We start from the raw sequence: 21,057 nt of genomic DNA on the forward strand, positions 1-21,057 counted from the left end.
GAGATGATATTATGGCTAGCAAGAAAAACAGTAATAACGTTGTAAGAAAGTTAATAACAATTGGAATATTTAATGCTTTGATGATTGCCATGTTTTTTGCTTTAGGGTTTACTATAGGACTGTTTCCACCAATTTTAGTGGTTCTTCCAATTATTTTGTCCCTAGTTGGAGGTATTATTTTTATGCTTATGATTGCAAAAGCTGATATGCCTGGAATATTTATTATAAGTGGTACACTTCTTGGAGTATGCTTTTTAACTATGGCACCTGGTGGTGTTATGGGAATTTGTATCTTCCTTGGAGGAGTACTTGGGGAAATTATATTCAGCCTTATGGGTAGAAAGAAATTTTTAGCAGCAGCTACAGGCTTTGCTTCCTTTATGCTTGGATTTGCACTAGGAGAATATGTTCCTTTTGTTTTTATGAAGAGTGCATATATTGCTCAGGAATCTGCAAAAGGCTCACAATCCTTAGAAATATTAAAAAGATGCTTAAATATATTAAATGTCCAAACAATGATTATTTTAAGTATTATAACAGTTATTGCAGCATACTTGGGAAGCTTATGGGGTAAAAAGCTTCTGCATAAACATTTTGAAAAGGCAGGAATTGTATAAATCATAATTTAAAATAATCTTTAGAAAGCTTAAGCATTTGTATGTGACAATTGTTTAAGCTTTTCTTTTAGCCTTTGGATTATATAGATACAAGGATAAATGCTAAGTTCATTGAAAAATATGCCTAAGTATTATATGATAGTGAATAAAGTGATTAATTTGTGGAAAATCATATCCACTGCTAGTATAATGTTATATTTCATATCATGGAGGGTAATCATGTACGAATCAGGTGAAAATTATTTAGAAACAATTTTAATATTAGAAAATAAAAACGGTTCTGTAAGATCTATTGATATTGCAAAGACACTTAATTTTAGCAAGCCAAGTGTAAGCCATGCAGTAGGATTGTTAAAAGAATCGGGATACATTAATGTAGATCCTAAAGGATATATAAGTTTAACTGATAAAGGACGTGAAAAGGCAGAAAGCATATATGAACGTCATCAGGTATTAACTGAATTCTTCGTTGAAACAGCAAAGGTCTGTGAAGAAATAGCTGAGAAGGACGCATGTAAAGTTGAGCACATCATCAGCGATGAAACATTTCAGGGAATTAAGAGGTTTTTAAAAAAATGATATGTCAGTAGATATTGATTCTATAAAGATTATGCTATGGCTATAAAAGCCCAAATTAAAAGCACCGAAATAATCGATGCCAGTGAAATAAGTATTATTTTATTTTTATTATCTTTTATAGCTTGTACTTATATTTTTAACCAATGTTTCTACTATTTTTGAATCTATTGGAATGAAACCTCTTTTAGAATTATATATTAAATTAAAAAAGGTTTTCATTATATACACATTACTTCATATAAATCTATATAATATCTCTTAGTTAATCTATGTTAAAATTAATAACTTTTTATGCGGTTTCCATTATATCGAATTTTTCAATAAAAATAGGATTATTACTTATGCTTTGTTTTGCTTTTGTTGATGCCAAGCTTGCTGCGTTTACTAAATTTTTTATTGTATTTATTTTATTATCAATTGTTTCTTCACTAAAATTATAACTTACTACACCAATGGATGCAGAAACTTTAATATTACTAGGATAACTGTACTGCTTTATTTTCATCAAAATTTTTTCTGAAAGCACTTTGCATTTATCTTCGCTATAAGAAGTTAAAATTGCAAATTCATCCCCTGCATATCTACATAAAAAATTATCTGGTTGTATATTTTCTCTAAGTAAACCTGCCACAATTTTTAATACTGTATCTCCATTTATATGTCCAAACTTTTTATCAATATATCCAAAATTATTCAAGTCTATAAAAATTAACGAAACTTTTTGCTTCTGTTCTATTAAAGTATGTAGATGGTAAAATAAGTAATCGCTTTTATATAATCCGGTTAGTAAGTCAATATGCTTTCCAAGTTCTACTTTTAAATGATTTTTAGTTATAAACCCTATAATCTTACCTCTATTTTCTACAAGGATTACATCTATATCTTCATTTGAATTAAATAACTTTTTAATGTCCCATACATAGGTTTCTGCCCCTACAGAAATATATCTATTAGTCATAGCATCTGCAACTATTCTGTTAGGATGGGCAATTCCTAATTCTCTAAGAGTTAAAACACCTACTAACTTCTTCTTATCATAAACAGCACAACACTCAATATTATTTTGATAAAATATTTCCTGAACCTTTTTTACTCCATCTAATACATCTATTTTATAAAAATTTTTATCTAATATATCTAAGGCTCTTTGTATCATAAATCTATGGATTTACTAACATTGATAGTTATATTTACTTGTGCTTTTATAATCATATCTTCATTAGCAATCCTTTCAACCTCCTCCATTATTATTGGAATTAGTTTATCTTGAGGAAGCATATTTAATATGGTTCTTCTAACAACTACTGCTTCCACACACTGGTGTTCTATTCTTACTATTTCGTATTGATCAGGAGATAATATATCTACCATTCTTCTAGCAGCTTCTGGTCCAATTGGTGCCTTCTTACCTACAATTAATATATCTTGCATAGGAGGCATTTCAAATTCTGAAAATCTCATACTTATTTCGGCTTTTTTAGTTCCTTCTGATTTATATCCCATAAATATGTCACCTTCCTTAATCATAAACTATATTATCATAAATTATCTAATTATTCTATTATTTTATTAATTCTAAATTTTATACTATAATATTCTTAATTTTTACTATTTACCTTCCTCCAAATTCCATCATATACTGAAATTTATATTCCTAATACTACGTTAATCATTTTAAGGCAATAGTAAATAAATCATTTCTTCTCTTTTTACTTGCTATAAATTCTTTCTTTGTAACTCTTTATTATAAGCCTATTTTGTTTCTTGTAGGTTTCCACTATCAGTTTCCATTATAATATTAAACAGAAGCTATGTCTAATAGTTCATGTGCATAGATTTTTATTTAAGTATCAAAAATACTACAAGTAAAGGCCTTATGATCTCTACCTCTTTTTCCCATTTCATCCCTGCGTTTATATGCACACTGTAAGGTATCTATAAATACAGATAAGGGTGGTTAAATAACTTTTATCATGAGCAAAATTTATATTCTTATAATAAAGAAAAAAGTAACGATTTTTGAATTCGCTACTTTAATAAATACTTCAAATCAAATCAGATTAAATTAGGCTTTTTAGTCTTTATTCTACTAATTTAATTCTTTATATATAACTTCATTCTCTAAATCATCTTTTGAATCATTAATAATGATAAAATTATTATACTCTTGAATTAAAGTAAACAAAACTCAAGGCACGTTATCTTATTTTTTGATGTTATTTCTACTTATATTTTACAAGAAGTCTACAACAATTATAAAAACTAACCTACCGTTAATTAAACTTTTCGTAATATTTCATAAAACATAGCCTGCTCACCTCTGAAATCCCTAGCTCCAAGGCAGGTCATTCCAACTTTTTTCATAACCGTCATAGAAGCAATATTTTTAGGATTAGCCATCCCATATATTCTTATTATATTACTATTCTTAAAAGCAGATTGTATGATAGCGTTGCCAATTTCAGTAGCATATCCTTTATTCCAAAATTCAGTTCCTAATTGCCATTCTATTTCTGGTTGCTTAAGAAAATATGGATTCAAGCCTGTTAATCCTATAATTTCATTGCTTTCTTTTAATATAACTGCTCCATGAAAGTTATCTAATGATAAACTTCCTCTATTAATATTAAATTGAATATATCTCTTAGTCCTTTCTTTAGTCCAAACACTATCACCAGTGTATAAATGAACTCGATTGTCTGACATTAAGTTATACAGCTTGTCAGTATAATCTAATGACCAAGGTTTTATATATAAACGTTCTGTTTCAATTATAATTTCGTCCATATCATTTATCTCCAATACTAATTGAATTTAAATGATTTCTTTCATCAATTCTTCTAATCATCGAATAACAATATGGGGCAAAATGTTTAAGCCAAAAACGTCTTCCTTCAATATTAGCAGATTCAAAATCTGTAGAACAACGTTTTAGATCCTTTTCAATAGCCCAATCAGTTGCTATATTTAATAGTCTTGACATTATATGCTGTCCTCTATATTCTGGTAATACGTAAGCTCCATTTATCGCCATTGTATAACCATCATCTAATTCATCCATATTAATTTCAGTTGTATTTGTTTTTAAATAACCTATAATTTTGCTATTAATCTCTGCAATCCATAAATTGTTACCTTCTGTTTTAAGCCAACTTCCATATTCATCTATATAATTTTCACTAATGTAATTATGTAAATAGATTGGTGTTGAGGAAAGATGCTTGTCTATTCCTTTAAATAGATTTTGCATATTAATAAGATCCTTTATCTCTGCCTTTCTTATGAATGTGTTATTATCTATATTTGGTATAGCTATTTCCTCAAGAGGACGTACAGCGTCAACAACTAACATACCAAATCCATTCATAACCCAAGAATCAATTACATTTTTATCATTAAGGTACAGCATTACGGCATGTGTATAACAATCTGAGTTAACCCACAAATCAGAAACCCTTCTATAGAGTTCACTATATAAATAATTTTTATCATATCCATCAGCTATTCCATGAAGTGAAGGTAATGATAATACCCCTCTTGCTGTTCCTTTAAACTCATTAATACTAAATCCGCTTATAAACCCAGCAACTTTACCAGATTCTGTAGCTACAACAAAATTATTGTTATCAACATATTTTCCAATTTCCTTTATGTGCATTTCAGCATTTTCATACTTATCAGATATAATAGGTAATGCTAACCTGGCATTTTTATAATTAGTTGAGATAATATTAGCTACCTCTTCAACATGAGAATTTTTTAAATAAGTATAATACATAACAATCTCCTTTTCAGGTGACAGATAATATAAAACTATACTCAATTCACATGGTCAAGTGAATTCAAAAACTTATAAAACAATCACCTCATAATTTTTTTCTGTAATTTTAGCTATCATAAAATCTCCTCCTTTCTCAATATTAACCAATAATTAAATATTATCACTAATAGTATTTATAGTAAATAACTACATATAATGATATATTTTCTTGCATTCTTTATAACTATCCATTATTTACTATTATTCTTGGGTAATTTCATCTAATCTTCATCTTGAGGTCTCCATTATCTCCCTAATAGTCTACGATTTCTTCTATCAAATTATTTTTCATCTCAAAAATAATGTTACATATAAACTTTTAGTGTTTTCTCCATACTCCTCCAGGACATGAAGTAAAACCACACTCTTCATAAAAGCTACGATTACTTTCTTCGAATGTTACTGTTACAATGGAAATTCCCCTATCTTCAGCTTCCTTCATCAACCTTTTTACAAGTGCATTACCAATACCTTTCCCTTGATAACTTGGATGAACAATGACATCCTCAAGATATCCATGTTCTATACCTGGACCTACCATATATCCAAATGCAATCAGATTACCATTCTTATCCCGTAACCCTGCCCAAAATAAACAGTGTTCAAATAAAACAGGATAGTCGCTATCTCTTCCTTCCCAACCTACAGCTTGACGAAGAGTCGGTACCTCATGATTTTGAATTTCTAAATTAATTAATATGTTACAATTTTCCATTTTATCACCATCTCTTTATTCGTTATAAATTGTGATTTGTTCTCAATTAATTAGTGATTATATCATATAGAGAACACTGTCCTCAATTGCTCGGAATTCATTTTTGAATAATAGGATATTTTACAATCTCTTTATAGAAACTTTAGTAATCATCATACCATCTTGGATTAAAATCTAATTTTAATTTTTCCCCAATAGTTATAGTAAATTTGGAATTTTTCTATATTATACTATTTTATGTATACTTAATCAAAATATAAAAACCCTAGACATATATCCAGGGTTTTTATTGGTGAAGGTAAAGCACAGTGAGTGAAACCCACTACTTTAAATACTTAAAAACTATTTAAGTAAATATATACTTTCATAGTAAGGCAATTTAAATAAATACTCTATCCTATTTTTACAGATCTCATAGAAAGAGATCCATGATGTATTCCATCAAATATAAATTCAACTTTATCCTGCTCTTCCTTTAATGCCATAACATATAGTAATGGTAAAAAGTGTTCATCTGTTGGAGCAGAAAGCAAAGCTGCTTCTCCAAAATTTTTGTAATTAATTAACTTATCATGCTCACCTTTAATAATAGCATCAGCTACAAGATTATCAAACTCCAAAGCCCAACTATGGGGAGTATCATCCTCATTTTGCTTCATCTTCCTTAAGTTATGAACTATATTTCCACTGGCTAAAATTAGTATTCCTTGTTCTCTAAGTCTAGCTAATTTTTTTCCTAAGTTATAATGGTATTCTTCCTTTTCTAATGCATTTAAGCTTAATTGAAATACAGGAATGTCAGCCTTAGGGAAAATATGTCTTAATACACTCCAAGCCCCATGGTCTAATCCCCATGTATCAGTTAGTTTCACGTTATAATCTTTTAATTCTTCAAAAGCCATGTTAATATAAGGTTTAGCTCCACTAGTTGAATATTTAACCTTATATAACGCTTCAGGAAATCCGTAAAAATCGTATATCTCTCTAGGTGAATCTTGCTCTGTGATAAAAGTTCCCTCTGTTAGCCAATGAGCCGATATAACCATTATAGCCTTAGGTTTCTCTAACTCCTCACCTAATTTATTAAGACTTTCAGTATAGGAATTTTTTATTATTGCATTCATGGGACTTCCATGTGCTATAAATAAAACTGGCTGTTTTTTAATCATTATGACTCCTCCTTTTAATTGTATTCTTATAAACATTAAATTATATTATTCTCTTCTTGTTGTAATTATTATAGTTACAACAAGTTTAAAAAAATTTATTTCCTATGATAATTAATTCAGTTATAATAACCTATGAAGTTACTTAACGGTTGTACCTTTGAAGGTTACATCTATTGTAAAAAAAAATTGATTTATTTCTCAATTTTTTTTCTTAAACCTGTAACCACATATTCCATTGTTACATTTTCTAATACCTGTTCCATAGCTTCTTGAGCACTTAGTAATATGCCTTCCATCACTGCTTCAATATTTGCACCAATAGGACAATTTATATTTGGTGATTCATGAAATTGAAATAATTCTCCTTCTTGCACAACCTCTACAGCCCTATATACCTCTAGCAATGTTATTTGGTCCAGCTCCTTTAATAAATAAGCTCCACCAGCACCTGCTATAACATTAACCAAGCCAGCTCTCTTTAGCATTCCCATTACTCTTCGTATAACAACAGGATTAGTATTTACACTATCTGCTATCCACTCAGAAGTACATAAATTTCTATCTTCCATAGATAGTATAGATAAAATATGAACTGCTACAGAAAATCTACTGCTTATTTTCATTTTTATCACCTCTGTTGTAACTATTGTAGTTCTAACTATAGGTAAAGTCAATAGTTTTTATAAACTTTTTAATTTAACCAATAAAAACTTTTTAACAATATATTTGTGTTACACAATTCATCGAAAAAAATAAATAGATATCTAAATTTACTAAGTAATTTTAGATATCTATTTTAATTAATAGTACTTTACTACACTTAATATACTTTTATAGTTATATCCACCTTTTTTGCTAATTATATGAGGCCACCTGCTTTATTTTTATCTTTTAATTAGAGGAAATGCTATAACATCTCTTATGTTGTAAGAGCCAGTAAGGAACATTATCATTCTATCAATACCTATTCCTAATCCTCCTGTTGGTGGCATTGCAGTGTCAATAGCAACAGCGAATTCTTCATCCATTGGACTAGCCGTTTCAAGTCCCGCTCTTAATTTTGATGCTTGGTCATGCAAAAGAATTCTCTGCTTCAATGGATCATTAAGTTCTGAATAAGCATTTCCAAGTTCAATACCATATGCATAAGGTTCAAATCTTTCAATTAAATCTGGATTATTTCTATGACTCTTGCATAATGGAGAAGATTCTTTTGGAAAGTCTATTACGAAGGTTGGTTGAATTAGTTTCTTTTCTGAATACTCTTCAAACAAATTAACTATTAATTCTCCCCTAGAACATTTATCAATATTTAATCCCTCATTTTGACTTTCTATTAAAAGTTCCTTATCTTTAATGCTCTTAATAATTTCTTCCTTAGTAAGAATTTCAACATCAATTCCTGTATCCTTTTTCACAAGGTCACACATCTTTTCTCTCTTCCATGGAGCTTTAAAATCAATTTCTACTTCTCCATACTGAACCTTCGTTGTGCCATTAACTTTAGTAAATACATGTTCATATATATTTTCCATAAGTTCCATCATGTCATTATAGTCAGCATAGGACATGTAGCACTCAAATAAAGTGAATTCTGGATAATGTGTCCTATCAATTCCCTCATTCCTAAAAGCCCTAACAAAAGTATAAACTCTTTCAATTCCCCCAACTACAAGCCTTTTTAAATATAACTCTGGAGAAACATTCATATATACATTACAATCTAAGGCATTAACGAAGGTTGTAAAAGGCTTTGCTTCTCCTCCGCCGTATTTAGTATCAAGAATAGGTGTATCTGCTTCAATAAAATTAATATTGTTCAAATATTCCCTCATAGCAGTTATTGCTCTTGAACGTTTGATAAATCGTTCCTTAACATCCCCATTCATTATCATATCTAGTGAACGATGTCTTTGTCTTAAGTCAGCATCCTGAATGCCATGATACTTTTCTGGAAGAGTTCTGATAGACTTAGATAGTAATTCAAACTTCCTTGCTTTTATGGTAATTTCACCAGTTTGAGTCTTAAATACAGTTCCCTCAATTCCAATAATATCTCCAATATCAATTAATTTTAAGATTTTATAACTTTCAGCTCCTATTTGATTTTTACCGAAGTATATTTGTATACTTCCTTTTTCATCTGTAATATTAGCAAAGGTTGCATTTCCCATCCTTCTTATCAGCATAACCCTTCCTGCTAATGTAAATTCCTCTTCTTTTCCTATGTTGTCAAAGTTATCATAAATATCCTTAGTATGAGTTATGTCTTTGTAGCTATAAGGATATGGATTAATTCCCAATTCATAAATCTTATTTAATTTTTTAATTCTTTCCACTACAAATTCATTTGAATCTGCCATTATCTTTTCTAAGTTGTCAATGCTTTCATACTCATTATACATTTTTTCAATACCACCTTTACATATTTATTTGTGCTTTAATAGATTTTTGACAAATAAAAAAAACCTTCACCTCCAAGAATTTAATCTTGAGGACGAAAGTTATATCTTCGTGGTACCACCTCAGTTTATCCATACGTTGCCATACAGACCTCTTCAAGTACAATTATATACTCTATAACTATAACGGGTTATACCGTCACAGCCTACCTCTAAAACTAGACTCGGTGTGCAACTCTGAGGCCTTTTTCAATAAATAAGTCCTTGCTCATTCTCACCTTATAGAGCTCTCTGTAAATTCTTATATTTATTTACTCTTCTCTTCACAGTCTTTAGAATATTTTAGCATAAAACTTTACATGTGTACACATTTTCTATAATAGTATTATCTATTTTGTAACTATTTTATCTATACGTTTCATTATAATTTCAGAACTTTTAGGATAACCCGAGTTTATCGTGCCTACCAAAGTGGGTAAGGGCACTAGTGGTTCCCACTACCAAGCCCACAACAGACTTTCACCATCAAGTTGTTGCCCATGCTGGCCACACAATAAAAATAAGATAGTGAAATCACCACCTAATTTAATATAAAACCTTAACTCTCATGTACATTCCTTTTAAAGCTTACATATGTAGCAATAAAATAAATAGTATATATAAAACCTAATAGTATAAGTGACATTCCATAATATAAGAACATTGATGAGTGTACTCCTGTGTATAATACAAATTTTTTACTCATAAATAATGCTGTCACAATACTAATGGCTACTGCAGCCAGTAAAGGACATAAATAATAAACACCTAATTGTTTTAAAATAATATTATCAATTTCTTTTTCATTTAATCCTAATTTACTTAAAACTGAATAACGAAATTTATATTTGTTAGAATCACTTAATTGCTGAACTGATAAAATAGTTAATGCAACACATACAAATACTAATGCCATATAAACTATTGGGTATGTTGTCATAGTCATTACAAATTTCCCTAGATTCATCAAATTTGTTTTAACTATAGTACTTCCAGTTTCTCCAAAACTAAAAATCTGATCTGTTCCATAGGCATGGGTAATATTACTTGTTTCATATTTATAATCATCTTTAAACTTACTTAATTTTTCTAAATTTTCTTGTAAACCTTCTGGTGCGTCCCCCTCAATATCAACTGCTACTAATGAGTAGAAAGGACTCATTTTTTCTACAACTCTATCTGAAACAATTATTATATAGTCAGATCCATTTTGACCACTTTGTGAAAAAGGCTCTGTATAAACTCCTTCACACTTAAGTTCTTTCCCTTCTTTTACTAGCTTTTCTTCATTTCTATACTTAAGCATATATTCTTTCATTCTTTCTTTTACGTGTATTAAATATCCATCTTCAGATAAAGTAACTTCTTCATATCCTATCATCCTTCTTAAAGCATTATAATCACTAAGCTTCATATAGGTATCATAATCAAAGTATTCATTAGTATTCCTATCTTTATCCTTATAAATAGCTGATGGATTTTCAGTAAAATAGTAATAATTATTATATAAGAACTGATTAATATCTTCTGCTTTATCTTCATAAATATTATAAATTCTTTTGTCCTTGATTTCAGTTTCTTTATTTATTAAATCTAATTGATTTTTAAAATCATCTTGTACATTATCACTAAATAGCATAATATCAAATGCTATAGCTTTATCTAGCTCTTTTTTATTATAATCACATAACATCATAGAAACTGTTCCACCTAATAAAGAAGCTGTAAATAAAATAGTTAAAGTTCCCATTGTAAACTGCATTGTCTTTATCTTAGATGAAAACTGTCTTAGTAGAAATAGCTTCCCACTTTTATAAACTCCTGATTTTTCTTTTTTTATATATTGTATAATAAAAGAAGATATTCCATAATACATTAAATATACTGATATAATTAATCCAGCTATTAAGAAAAATACATTCTCAATATAAATCCATCCTCCAAAAATCATTACATCAAAAAAAATAAAATATAAAATAGATACAAAGAATAAGATTTGCTTCATCTTACTATTCTTATCATCAAAAGACTGATTTTGCTTATCCATATACATCATGTCATTTATATTCATCTTTTTTAACTTTTTCTTACTCCTAATAAGTGCTAATATATAAATAAACACATATAAACCTAAAGTTAAAAGAAGTGCACCTATATTAAATTCAATTGATATTTGATAATCTTTATTAAAAACACTATAAAATATTGCAGTTAAAATTTGTTGCAAAAGTAATCCTAATAATACCCCTGGAATAAAGGCAGCTGCACCAAGTAATTGATTCTCTATCATAAACAGATTTGAGACTTCTTTTTTCTTCATGCCAATTAAAAGATATGTTCCAAATTCTTTACTTCTCTTTTCCATCATAAAATTTATCATATAATTAATTAACCAAGTTAGAATTATTATAATAAATATAGAAGCTAGTCCTATCATCGCTTCCATTGCTCCGCCTATTGCACATAAAGCTCTAACATCTTTTGAAAAAATCATAGAATTAAAAGCAAACATTAGTCCTGAAGCAATAGTCATAGTAATAAAATAGACAAGATAATCTCTAGTTGATCTTTTTGCATTACGGATTGCAAGCTTACCTAACATCTGATATGCCACCTCCTGTAAGAGATAATACATCTAAAATTTCATTCAAGAATTCACGTCTTTTTTGCTCTCCTCTTACTAACTCATGAAAAATCTCACCATCTTTTAAAAATAAGATTCTATGTGCATAACTTGCTGAAAATGCATCGTGGGTAACCATTAAAATAGTAGCTCTCATATCTTCATTCATTGTTTGAAATGTCTCTAATAGCATTTGTGCTGATTTTGAATCTAAGGCCCCTGTAGGTTCATCTGCTAATATTAACTTAGGTTCGTTCACAATAGCTCTTGCACAAGCACAACGTTGCTTTTGTCCTCCTGACACTTGATATGGAAACTTTTCTCTTATTCCCTCTATTCCTAACTTTATAGTTATTTCATTTATCTTATTCTTAATCTCTTCTTTTGACTTCTTATGAAGTGTCATAGGTAGTACAATATTTTCTTCTATTGTAAGTGTATCTAATAAATTAAAATCCTGAAAAACAAAACCTAAATTTTTCTTCCTAAATTCTGATAGTTCATCATCATTCATTTCTGTAATATCTGTATCTTCATAATAAATGTGTCCTGATGTTACTTTATCAATAGTTGATAACATGTTAAGAAGTGTAGTTTTACCAGAACCTGACGCACCCATAATTCCTGTAAACTCTCCTTCATTAATTGTAATACTTACTCTATTTATAGCCTTAGTAACATTATTTTCACTGCCATAATACTTTTCCACATCACATATCCTGATTAATTCTTCCATAAAAACTTCCCTTTCTTATACATAATTTCAAAATTAGAGCTCTCTTGATACTATGATATTACTATAACAAAATAAGAAATTACCTTGTATCAGTTTTACTTGCACCAATCTTACAGTTTTGAAAGATAATTCGCCTTTGGGAAGATTATTATTATTTTTGTATATTCATTTTCTTTTGATTCTGCCTTTATTTCAAGACCTAATTTATTACATAATTTTTTACATAGGTATAAACCTATACCAGTAGACTGAGCTATATTCCTGCCATTAGTTCCAGTAAACCCTTTATCGAAAATTCTTCCTATTTCACTTTCCTTAATACCTATTCCATTGTCCTCTATTATTAAACTAACTCCATTTTTAATTTTCTCTGAAAAAATATTAATACTACCTGTCTCAGAGCTTTTATACTTTACAGCATTTATTAATACTTGGTTTATAATAAAGGAAAGCCACTTTTCATCACTAAAAATTGTACTATCATCTAAATCTATTGATATAGACATGCTATTCCCTATTAAATAGGGTTTGTTTTTACTTATGGTCTCTAGTACAACCTTCTTCAAACTAATTTCTTTAATAAAGTAATCTTTATAAACCTCTTCACTTCTTGCATAGAAAAGTGCCATTTCCACATAACTTTCTACCCGTCTAAGCTCCGAACTCATCTTTCTCATAACATCATTTTTATTATTATTACAAATTAAATCCATAGATGTAATAGGAATCTTTACCTCATGAATCCAGCTTTCAATATATTCTTTATAATCCTTTTGCTCATCTTCTAATTGATTTATTTTTTCAATAACTGATTTATTTGATTTCCTAATAATTTCACGATATATCTTATCTTCTAATCTAAATGTTGGTTTCATTACTTCTGCTAAAAGATATCTTTTTTCTAGATTATTTAAAATATTATTAAGCTTTCTAAAATACCTATTTCTTCTAGAAAATTCGTTGAAAAAATAAGTACTTAAAATAAGAATCCATACAATTCCTATTAAAAGTACACTATCGAAATTATTTCCAGTTAGTAATAAATAAATACTTAAAGCTAATAGACAAGATATATTTAATAAAATAATCATTATCTTATCTTTTATGTACTCAAAAAAACTCATATCTTATATCCTAACCCTCTCTTCGTTTCTATGAAATTCTTTACTCCAACTTTCTCTAATTTTCCTCTAATACGAGTCATATTAACACTTAAAGTATTATCATCAATAAATATCTGGTTGTCCCATAAATATTCAATTAAATCTGCACGTTTTACAATCTCTCCATTATGTTTAAATAAATAAAATAATATCTTCAATTCGTTTTTTGACATTTCTACTTCTTCATTCTTATATTTTATAGTTCCTGCTAATATATCAAGCACTATTTCTTTATATATAAGTCTAGTATCATTATTATCTTTTCCTTTTTTAGTTCTCTTTAAAATTGATGCAATTCTCGCTAGTAACACGGGAACATTATATGGTTTTGAAACATAATCATCTCCACCCATTGTAATACAATTTAACTCATCCATAGAAGTATTGTTACTTGTAACAAAAATGATTGGAATATCACTATTGTTTCTAATATTTCTGCATATTTCAAGTCCACTTTTTCCTGGAAGATTCACATCTAATAAAACAATATCTCCATTATTATCTATAATTTGCTTCTCAACATTCTCAAAATTTTCAATAACTACTACATCATATAATGCATTCTGAAGCAGTATGTTTAACTCCGTTCTAATATTTAAATCATCTTCAACTACAATAATTTTAAACATCTATACACCTAACCCCTTAATATATTATACATAGTATATTAAATATTCATTTTCCTTTTTAGCTAAAAGTATTAATATAGATAAATTAGTAAGTTCCATTGATTTTTTCAATTGATTAACTGTGTAACTATATAATATAGAAGGAGGAATGATTATAACTCCTCCATTAAATAGACCTTTTCTTATAGGTAATATATTTTCTTGAATATGATTACACATATATAAGTTAAAGATTTAGAAAAAATAAAAAATCAGTGAAGCTTATTATTCCCATTTAAACTTTTTTATAGATATAGTAATACAGATTCCAAATATAACAGCTAAAACCAATAAATCCTTGGCATAGTTATCAATAGCTGTTCCAATCCAGACTCCCTTTAAAACCTTAACTACATATGTTAAAGGTAAAACATTTGATATTGCCTCAATCTTACTTGGAAAAAGTTCAACTGGTATTGTTGCCCCGGATAAAAATAACATAGGGAAATAAATAGCATTTGATATAGCATTTGCATTCTTTGTATTTGATGCCAAACTACCAATTAATAGCCCTATAGAAAATATAACTAGTATACAAAATAACAATACTATTGCAAAAACAAATACATTACCTTGAAAATGAATATTGTAACATACTTTTCCTACAATCATTAAGATTACTATGCCTATTATTGTCATAATTAAATTAACAACAAACTCTGCAATTAATATACTACTTACCTTTACTGGTGTTACCATATATCTTTTTAATATCTTTTTTTCTCTATAATTTACTATAGATAATGGAATACTCATAACCCCTGTTACAGCAATAATCATCGCACAATAAGCAGGTGTTGAGATATCAATTGTACCATATCCATTAAATAATTCTGATGGATCATTACCATATATTTCACCAAAAAGGATAAGCATTAATCCTGGAAATACAATAGTAAAAAATAGATTCATATAATTCCTAAAAAACAATTTAAACTCTGTAATTATTAAATGAACGGATCCTTTCATTTTATATATCCTCCATTTTATATCCAACTAATTTTAAAAACACATCTTCTAATTTTGGTGCTTTCCCTTCACCCATTTCATACTTTTCAAAAATTTCTTCTAAAGTCCCCACCACTTGTAATTTTCCTTCAACTAATATGGCTATTCTATCACTTAAAAACTCTGCTTCATCCATAAAATGAGTTGACAACACGATAGTTTTATTCTTTTTCTTTTCCTTAAGAATAATATTCCATATCATTCTTCTTGACTTTGGATCTAGTCCTGTAGTAAGTTCATCTAAAAATATAATCTTGGGATCTGGCAATAAAGCTATAATAATTGATAAACGTTGTTTCTGTCCTCCTGATAGATCCCTAATATAAGAATTCTTTTTCGATTCTAAATCAAATTCCTTTAATAGAATATTATAATCAACTGGATTGTCGTATAATTTAGAGAACATCTTACATACTTCATCCACCTTTAATTTATCAGGAAAGGACGCCTCCTGTAATTGAACCCCAATTTCATTATATAAGCTTTTTGGTATATTATTAGCTTTTGTACCAAGTATAATAATATCCCCTTCATACTTTTTATTTAGGCCTACTATACTTTCAATTGTAGAAGTTTTCCCTGCTCCATTAGGCCCTATTATTGTAAATATCTCACCTTCATTTATATTAAATGAAATATCATCTACTGCTTTTAATTCCTTATAATTTACACTAAGATGATTTACTTCTAAAATCATATATTTCCCCTCTTTCTATAAGCAGTCTTTTATCTCTGCCAATTCTTTCTTTACAATATCAAATTCCTCTTTGTTAAGAAGCTCATATAGATTTTCAAATTTTATTTTTAATTTACTATATCCTTCATAGGAGATATCTTCAAAAATTTTTTCGTACTGCTTCATTATAATTTGGGTATATAATTCATTATACTCTTTTACATTAACCTCATGCATTAAGGCTTCTTGTAACGTAGTCCAAAAATCTTAGAAATAATTAAACACACTTGTAATTACTTCCTTTAGATTCTTCTCTTTTATTATACAACTTAATAACTTATCTAAGCCAATTAAATATGAGTGGCTCTATGGAAAGCACTTTAAAACACGTGATGAGTCTATATTTTTATATAAATATAGCTAGTAAAACTTAATTAATTTTTACTAGCTACTCTTGTAATATATTATTTGTCCAATTAGGCATCTTTTTGTCTATCCATATTATCTTACCCTGTTTTAAGTATATAATTTCTCTTAATACCTCTGTATTATCATATATACTTACTTCATCACATATTTCAATCACATCATTTAAGTTATTTAGTGAATCATAATATCTTCGTTCTATATCCTTATCAGGTATTCCATGTCCACCTTTACTTACTCTAATTTTAACTCTTTCTTTAGCAACTTCAGGATCTTTTACCCCTATATAATTCATAACTATATAAAAACCTTTTTCTTTTGCAAACTTTATATTCTTAATTATGCTTTTGCCAGATAGTGTTGTTTCTTGGTTAAAAGATATACCTTCACCTATATACTGTTTTATTAACTTAATAGCTTCTCTTGCACATTTCATTTGAAGATTATTATCTTTCCAAGAACTAATTTTAGCTACCATCTCATCAGTATTTATTCTTTTTTCATCTTTATTTTCATTATAATAAATAGATTTATAAAAATATTTAATCTCCTTTATAAATTCACATTTTATCTTGAATTTCATATTTAAAATTTTATATTAATCATTGATTTTCTAGATTTTATATTAGGTTCCACAATAAGTTCGGTATGGACAAGTTGATGGTTCAGGCAATGTAGAGTAATGATCCTGTTCTCTAGAATGATCATAGGGTCTTGAAAGAGCATCTAAAAGTCGCTCCATCACACTATAATCTCCTTGCTTCACCGCAGCTTCTAGTGCTTCTTCTACCCTGTGGTTACGTGGGATTACTGCTGGATTACTGCTTTTCATAAGCTGCTTTGATGAAACTTTTGATTTTTCTTGTCTTGTTAGTCTCTTCTGCCATAGCTCATACCACTTATCAAATTCTATTTTACCAAACAGTACTGTATCCTCTATCTCATCAAAAGTTAATGCACGGAAGGTATTGGTATAGTCTGCACCATACTTCTGCATCGTACTTAGAAGGCTTTCAATTAGATATTCATCTTCAAGCTCTTCGTTAAATATTCCAAGTTTTCCTCTCATTCCAGAAAGCCAATTATGCTTATATAACTTAGTAAAATCTGAAACCGCATTCTGTGCTATCTTGATAGCCTCATTCTGATTTATATGCAACAAAGGTAACAGGGTTTCGGCAAACCTTGCAAGATTCCATGCAGCAATATTAGGTTGATTCCCATAAGCATATCTACCATAAGTATCAATGGAACTAAATACAGTTGCAGGGTCATAGGCATCCATAAAAGCACAAGGACCATAATCAATTGTTTCTCCACTAATTGCCATGTTATCAGTATTCATTACCCCATGAACAAAACCAACCAGTTGCCATTTTGCAATAAGTTTAGCTTGATTCTTGATTACTTCCTGAAGCAAGAAAAGATAGCGGTTCTCTTTATCATCCCCTTCTTGAAAATGTCTTTGCAAAGTATAATCAGCTAGAGCTCTAAGCTCTTCAACTGTACCCCATCTTGAAACGTATTGAAAGGTACCAACCCGTATATGGCTTGCAGCTATACGAGTCAGTATTGCACCTGGTAACTCAGTTTCTCGAATTATTGACTCACCTGTTGTAACTACAGCTAGACTACGGGTGGTAGCAATACCAAGTGCATTCATTGCCTCGCTTATAATGTATTCTCTTAACATTGGACCTAGCGCTGCTTTCCCATCGCCTCCTCGTGAATACGGAGTTTTACCTGAACCTTTAAGCTGAATATCAAATCGTTCACCTAATGGAGTTATGTGTTCACCTATCAGTAGGGCTCTCCCATCACCTAACATAGTAAAATGCTCAAATTGATGTCCTGCGTATGCTTGAGCAAGAGGCATAGCTCCTTTTGGAATCTTGTTTCCTGCAAGTATATCTACTCCATCATTACTTTGCAGCGCCTTGGCATTTAGTCCCAAGGATGTTATTAATGGATAATTGAGTGTAGCCAATTTTGGTGAGGGCACATGGCTTGGGCTCTGTCTTGTAAAAAATGTTTTTGGAAGGCTAGCATAGCTATTTTCCAAATTCAAGCCTGTTTCTATTATTACTTTTCTTTCTTTCATTGTATCTCCTTTTCTTCTTTTATTTTCATATATAAACTTTTATAATAACTCAATTCTTTTTAGTTTATACTTCTAAGAATTTATTATTCCGAGCATATTTCTCTTATTATAAACACAGTTCTTGTCTTTAGAGGGAGTTTTTACTCCCTCTAAAGCTTAGAAATCGTTATTCAGGGACGTAACTGCTCTTTATTCCCACTTTGAAGAATTTGATGTGATTTCTATTTTGATTTTAATATTTTTAATAAATATAATTCCCTTACAGAAATATGCATCAAAAGGATCATGAGTCACCATTAAAACAGTACTCTTTATTTCATCATATCAAAAACAGTACTCAGACTTTCACCGATTAATGCTTGCCATGCTGGCAAACCAAAAATAAAAGTACCACTAAAAGTGATACCTTTATTTCTGTAATTTAGATATATTAAAATTTATATGTAGTTTATTTATACCCGTTTCGCTTATCCATTGCTTCATCTTTAATTTCTTCTCTCATAGAATTAAGAGCTTCTTCTCTTCTATGATTTTTTTCACTCAATGTTCTTTTCATATTTTCATCATCTGTTTCTTCAATCATTTCATCTGCACGATGAATGTTTTCAATGGTATTACTAATATTATTTTGAATTCTATCTACATTATCTCTTCTGTCATCTGGTTTACTTTTCATGATTTCATCTCTCCTTTGTTTTTAAAGTTTATGTTCTAATAAGATTGTTTATAGACAAACTCCTTCTTTCTTTATTATGTCTATAAATATATTTATTATGTGATAATAATTTTTAATTTTTTAAAGCTATTATTCTCAAAAATAAGATTCGAATTTCTAAATCCCTTTTTTATAGCATAATATCAAGTTTATTTTGATACAGCCCCAATAAATTATTTTTTCTATTTACAAAATACTTAACAATCTCCACTACTCTGCCATGCTTTTACAATTCTTATCTTGTCCTCTGGACTAAATCTTGCATAAACTGAATAATTATTTATATTTCTTTGCAATTCTTCATCGGTCATCCCATTATATTTTTAACTATAAGGTTTTAAAAATACTCTTACCCGTACACAGTATAGCAAAACTCATTTTTAAATTGAAACAAAAACTATTAGCACTGGTAGTTATGGGATAAAAATAGCCAGTAAAACCTATTTGATTTTACTGGCTATTTTTTAATATATCATTTACCACATTGGTATTTTCTATCTACCCATGTAATACTATTGTTTTGGAAGTCAATAATTTCTATAAACATTTCTTTATTGTTTTATTCAGAAAAAAAGCTATAAAAGATATTATATTATTATCTTGATATCCTTCCAACTCCATTACTTATAAAATTTTCTACATCTTGAACCCTTACTAAATTTGCATCTCCATATATGCTATGTTTCAAAACTGAGCACGCTGTAGCAAATTCACAAGTATATTCAGGAGACTTTTTATTTATAATACTATAAATTACTCCTGCTGTTAGAGCATCTCCTGCTCCTATTCTATCTATAATATCATCAAAGGTATGTATCTTAGATGAATATAACTTATTATTCGTATAGTAAATACATTGCAATGTATTTATACTTACTGATTTAACCTCTCTAATTGAAGAGAAGATATATTTTATATTAGGATAGTCTTTAGTAATCTCATCATAGTAGTATTTTAACTTTTCATATTTATCATCTAAATCACAACTCATATTTAGAATATTTTCTGCATCTAAGATTCCTGCTGAAAATATATTAATATATGGTAAAACTTCTTTTGTGACTTTACTTGCTTCCTCTAATGTCCACATCTTTGCTCTATAATTTGAATCATAACTTACTAGGATATTATTCTCCTTACAATGCTTTAATATTTTAAATGTTATGTCTCTTGTTTTTTCAGAAATAGCTAATGTTATTCCTGAAAAATGAAATATATCAATATCTCTTAATGCTTCTTCAATTAGTAAGTCTTCTTTAGTAATAGATCCAAAAGCTGAGTCTAATCTATCATAAAGAACTTTAGAGCTCCTATTTCCACTTCCAACTTCTAAAAAATATATTGGTGTTCTCTTATTTCCTCTTGAAATAAAACTTGTATCTACAGACTTTGATTTCACATAACTAATCATAGCATCCCCTAGTTGATCCTTGGAAACCTTAGTTAGTAATCTAGATTCTACTCCAAAATTTGATAGTGATATTAATACGTTAGTTTCTCCACCACCGTAATTTGCGTTAAATTCATTTGAATTTGATAATAATGCTCCCTTTTTAGTAGATAATCTTAGTAATATCTCTCCTAAACCAGCAACCTTCAT

Annotated in this window: 21 protein-coding genes and 1 other annotated feature; of the genes, 2 read left to right on the top strand and 19 right to left on the bottom strand. The window is 28.9% G+C overall.

Annotated elements, in window-relative coordinates:
- Window positions 1-11 precede the first annotated feature (11 nt).
- Window positions 12-617 (top strand): MptD family putative ECF transporter S component, encoded by a 606-nt coding sequence (locus tag KQI89_RS07500; protein ID WP_216456551.1) that lies wholly within the window; start codon window positions 12-14, stop codon window positions 615-617.
- 219 nt (window positions 618-836) lie between these two features.
- Complete coding sequence (locus KQI89_RS07505; protein ID WP_216456552.1) at window positions 837-1,196, top strand: metal-dependent transcriptional regulator; 360 nt, start codon at window positions 837-839, stop codon at window positions 1,194-1,196.
- Between the two features lie 289 nt (window positions 1,197-1,485).
- On the opposite strand, the gene KQI89_RS07510 is transcribed toward KQI89_RS07505, so the two are convergent.
- The 19 genes from KQI89_RS07510 to KQI89_RS07600 form a co-directional block, all read right to left on the bottom strand.
- Window positions 1,486-2,352, bottom strand: a complete 867-nt coding sequence (locus KQI89_RS07510) for a diguanylate cyclase domain-containing protein (RefSeq protein WP_216456553.1) — start codon at window positions 2,350-2,352, stop codon at window positions 1,486-1,488.
- Entirely contained in the window at window positions 2,349-2,699 is a 351-nt protein-coding gene (locus KQI89_RS07515; RefSeq protein ID WP_032122435.1) for a hypothetical protein, read from the bottom strand. Before KQI89_RS07515 ends, KQI89_RS07510 begins: the two co-directional genes overlap by 4 nt.
- A gap of 774 nt (window positions 2,700-3,473) precedes the next feature.
- On the bottom strand, window positions 3,474-3,983 hold the full coding sequence (locus tag KQI89_RS07520) for a GNAT family N-acetyltransferase (protein ID WP_216456554.1): 510 nt from the start codon (window positions 3,981-3,983) through the stop codon (window positions 3,474-3,476).
- Window position 3,984: 1 nt separating this feature from the next.
- Window positions 3,985-4,974 (bottom strand): GNAT family N-acetyltransferase, encoded by a 990-nt coding sequence (locus KQI89_RS07525; protein WP_216456555.1) that lies wholly within the window; start codon window positions 4,972-4,974, stop codon window positions 3,985-3,987.
- A 361-nt stretch (window positions 4,975-5,335) separates the two neighbouring features.
- The gene (locus tag KQI89_RS07530) at window positions 5,336-5,731 is read right to left on the bottom strand and encodes a GNAT family N-acetyltransferase (RefSeq protein ID WP_216456556.1); all 396 of its coding nucleotides are present in this window, start codon (window positions 5,729-5,731) and stop codon (window positions 5,336-5,338) included.
- A 392-nt stretch (window positions 5,732-6,123) separates the two neighbouring features.
- Window positions 6,124-6,900 carry a 4,5-DOPA-extradiol-dioxygenase gene (gene ygiD / locus KQI89_RS07535; RefSeq protein WP_216456557.1) on the bottom strand — a complete coding sequence of 259 codons (777 nt, stop codon included), beginning with the start codon at window positions 6,898-6,900 and terminating at the stop codon, window positions 6,124-6,126.
- 191 nt (window positions 6,901-7,091) lie between these two features.
- Window positions 7,092-7,523, bottom strand: a complete 432-nt coding sequence (locus KQI89_RS07540) for an Rrf2 family transcriptional regulator (protein WP_216456558.1) — start codon at window positions 7,521-7,523, stop codon at window positions 7,092-7,094.
- A gap of 261 nt (window positions 7,524-7,784) precedes the next feature.
- Window positions 7,785-9,305 (bottom strand): lysine--tRNA ligase, encoded by a 1,521-nt coding sequence (lysS, locus tag KQI89_RS07545; RefSeq protein ID WP_216456559.1) that lies wholly within the window; start codon window positions 9,303-9,305, stop codon window positions 7,785-7,787.
- An 85-nt stretch (window positions 9,306-9,390) separates the two neighbouring features.
- Window positions 9,391-9,638: a binding site (T-box leader), on the bottom strand.
- Between the two features lie 262 nt (window positions 9,639-9,900).
- On the bottom strand, window positions 9,901-11,943 hold the full coding sequence (locus KQI89_RS07550; protein WP_216456560.1) for an FtsX-like permease family protein: 2,043 nt from the start codon (window positions 11,941-11,943) through the stop codon (window positions 9,901-9,903).
- Window positions 11,933-12,700 carry an ABC transporter ATP-binding protein gene (locus KQI89_RS07555; RefSeq protein ID WP_216456561.1) on the bottom strand — a complete coding sequence of 256 codons (768 nt, stop codon included), beginning with the start codon at window positions 12,698-12,700 and terminating at the stop codon, window positions 11,933-11,935. The genes KQI89_RS07550 and KQI89_RS07555 overlap by 11 nt, the downstream gene beginning before the upstream one ends.
- A gap of 110 nt (window positions 12,701-12,810) precedes the next feature.
- On the bottom strand, window positions 12,811-13,824 hold the full coding sequence (locus KQI89_RS07560; RefSeq protein WP_216456562.1) for a sensor histidine kinase: 1,014 nt from the start codon (window positions 13,822-13,824) through the stop codon (window positions 12,811-12,813).
- Window positions 13,821-14,492: a response regulator transcription factor gene (locus KQI89_RS07565; RefSeq protein WP_216456563.1), complete on the bottom strand. Its 672-nt coding sequence runs from the start codon at window positions 14,490-14,492 to the stop codon at window positions 13,821-13,823. The genes KQI89_RS07560 and KQI89_RS07565 overlap by 4 nt, the downstream gene beginning before the upstream one ends.
- 264 nt (window positions 14,493-14,756) lie before the next feature.
- Window positions 14,757-15,500 carry an ABC transporter permease gene (locus KQI89_RS07570; RefSeq protein ID WP_216456564.1) on the bottom strand — a complete coding sequence of 248 codons (744 nt, stop codon included), beginning with the start codon at window positions 15,498-15,500 and terminating at the stop codon, window positions 14,757-14,759.
- 1 nt (window position 15,501) lies between these two features.
- Window positions 15,502-16,236, bottom strand: a complete 735-nt coding sequence (locus KQI89_RS07575; RefSeq protein ID WP_216456565.1) for an ABC transporter ATP-binding protein — start codon at window positions 16,234-16,236, stop codon at window positions 15,502-15,504.
- Between the two features lie 15 nt (window positions 16,237-16,251).
- Complete coding sequence (locus KQI89_RS07580; RefSeq protein WP_216456566.1) at window positions 16,252-16,452, bottom strand: hypothetical protein; 201 nt, start codon at window positions 16,450-16,452, stop codon at window positions 16,252-16,254.
- Window positions 16,453-16,663: 211 nt separating this feature from the next.
- A complete protein-coding gene (locus KQI89_RS07585; RefSeq protein ID WP_216456567.1) occupies window positions 16,664-17,224 on the bottom strand; it encodes an ATPase in 561 nt (186 codons plus the stop codon).
- A gap of 42 nt (window positions 17,225-17,266) precedes the next feature.
- The gene (locus KQI89_RS07590) at window positions 17,267-18,742 is read right to left on the bottom strand and encodes a protein adenylyltransferase SelO (RefSeq protein ID WP_216456568.1); all 1,476 of its coding nucleotides are present in this window, start codon (window positions 18,740-18,742) and stop codon (window positions 17,267-17,269) included.
- A gap of 448 nt (window positions 18,743-19,190) precedes the next feature.
- Complete coding sequence (tlp, locus tag KQI89_RS07595; protein WP_216456569.1) at window positions 19,191-19,418, bottom strand: small acid-soluble spore protein Tlp; 228 nt, start codon at window positions 19,416-19,418, stop codon at window positions 19,191-19,193.
- A gap of 634 nt (window positions 19,419-20,052) precedes the next feature.
- On the bottom strand, window positions 20,053-21,057 hold the full coding sequence (locus KQI89_RS07600; RefSeq protein WP_216456570.1) for a sugar kinase: 1,005 nt from the start codon (window positions 21,055-21,057) through the stop codon (window positions 20,053-20,055).

It is taken from the genome of Clostridium simiarum, assembly GCF_018919175.1.
Classification (GTDB): Bacteria; Bacillota; Clostridia; order Clostridiales; family Clostridiaceae; genus Clostridium_L; species Clostridium_L simiarum.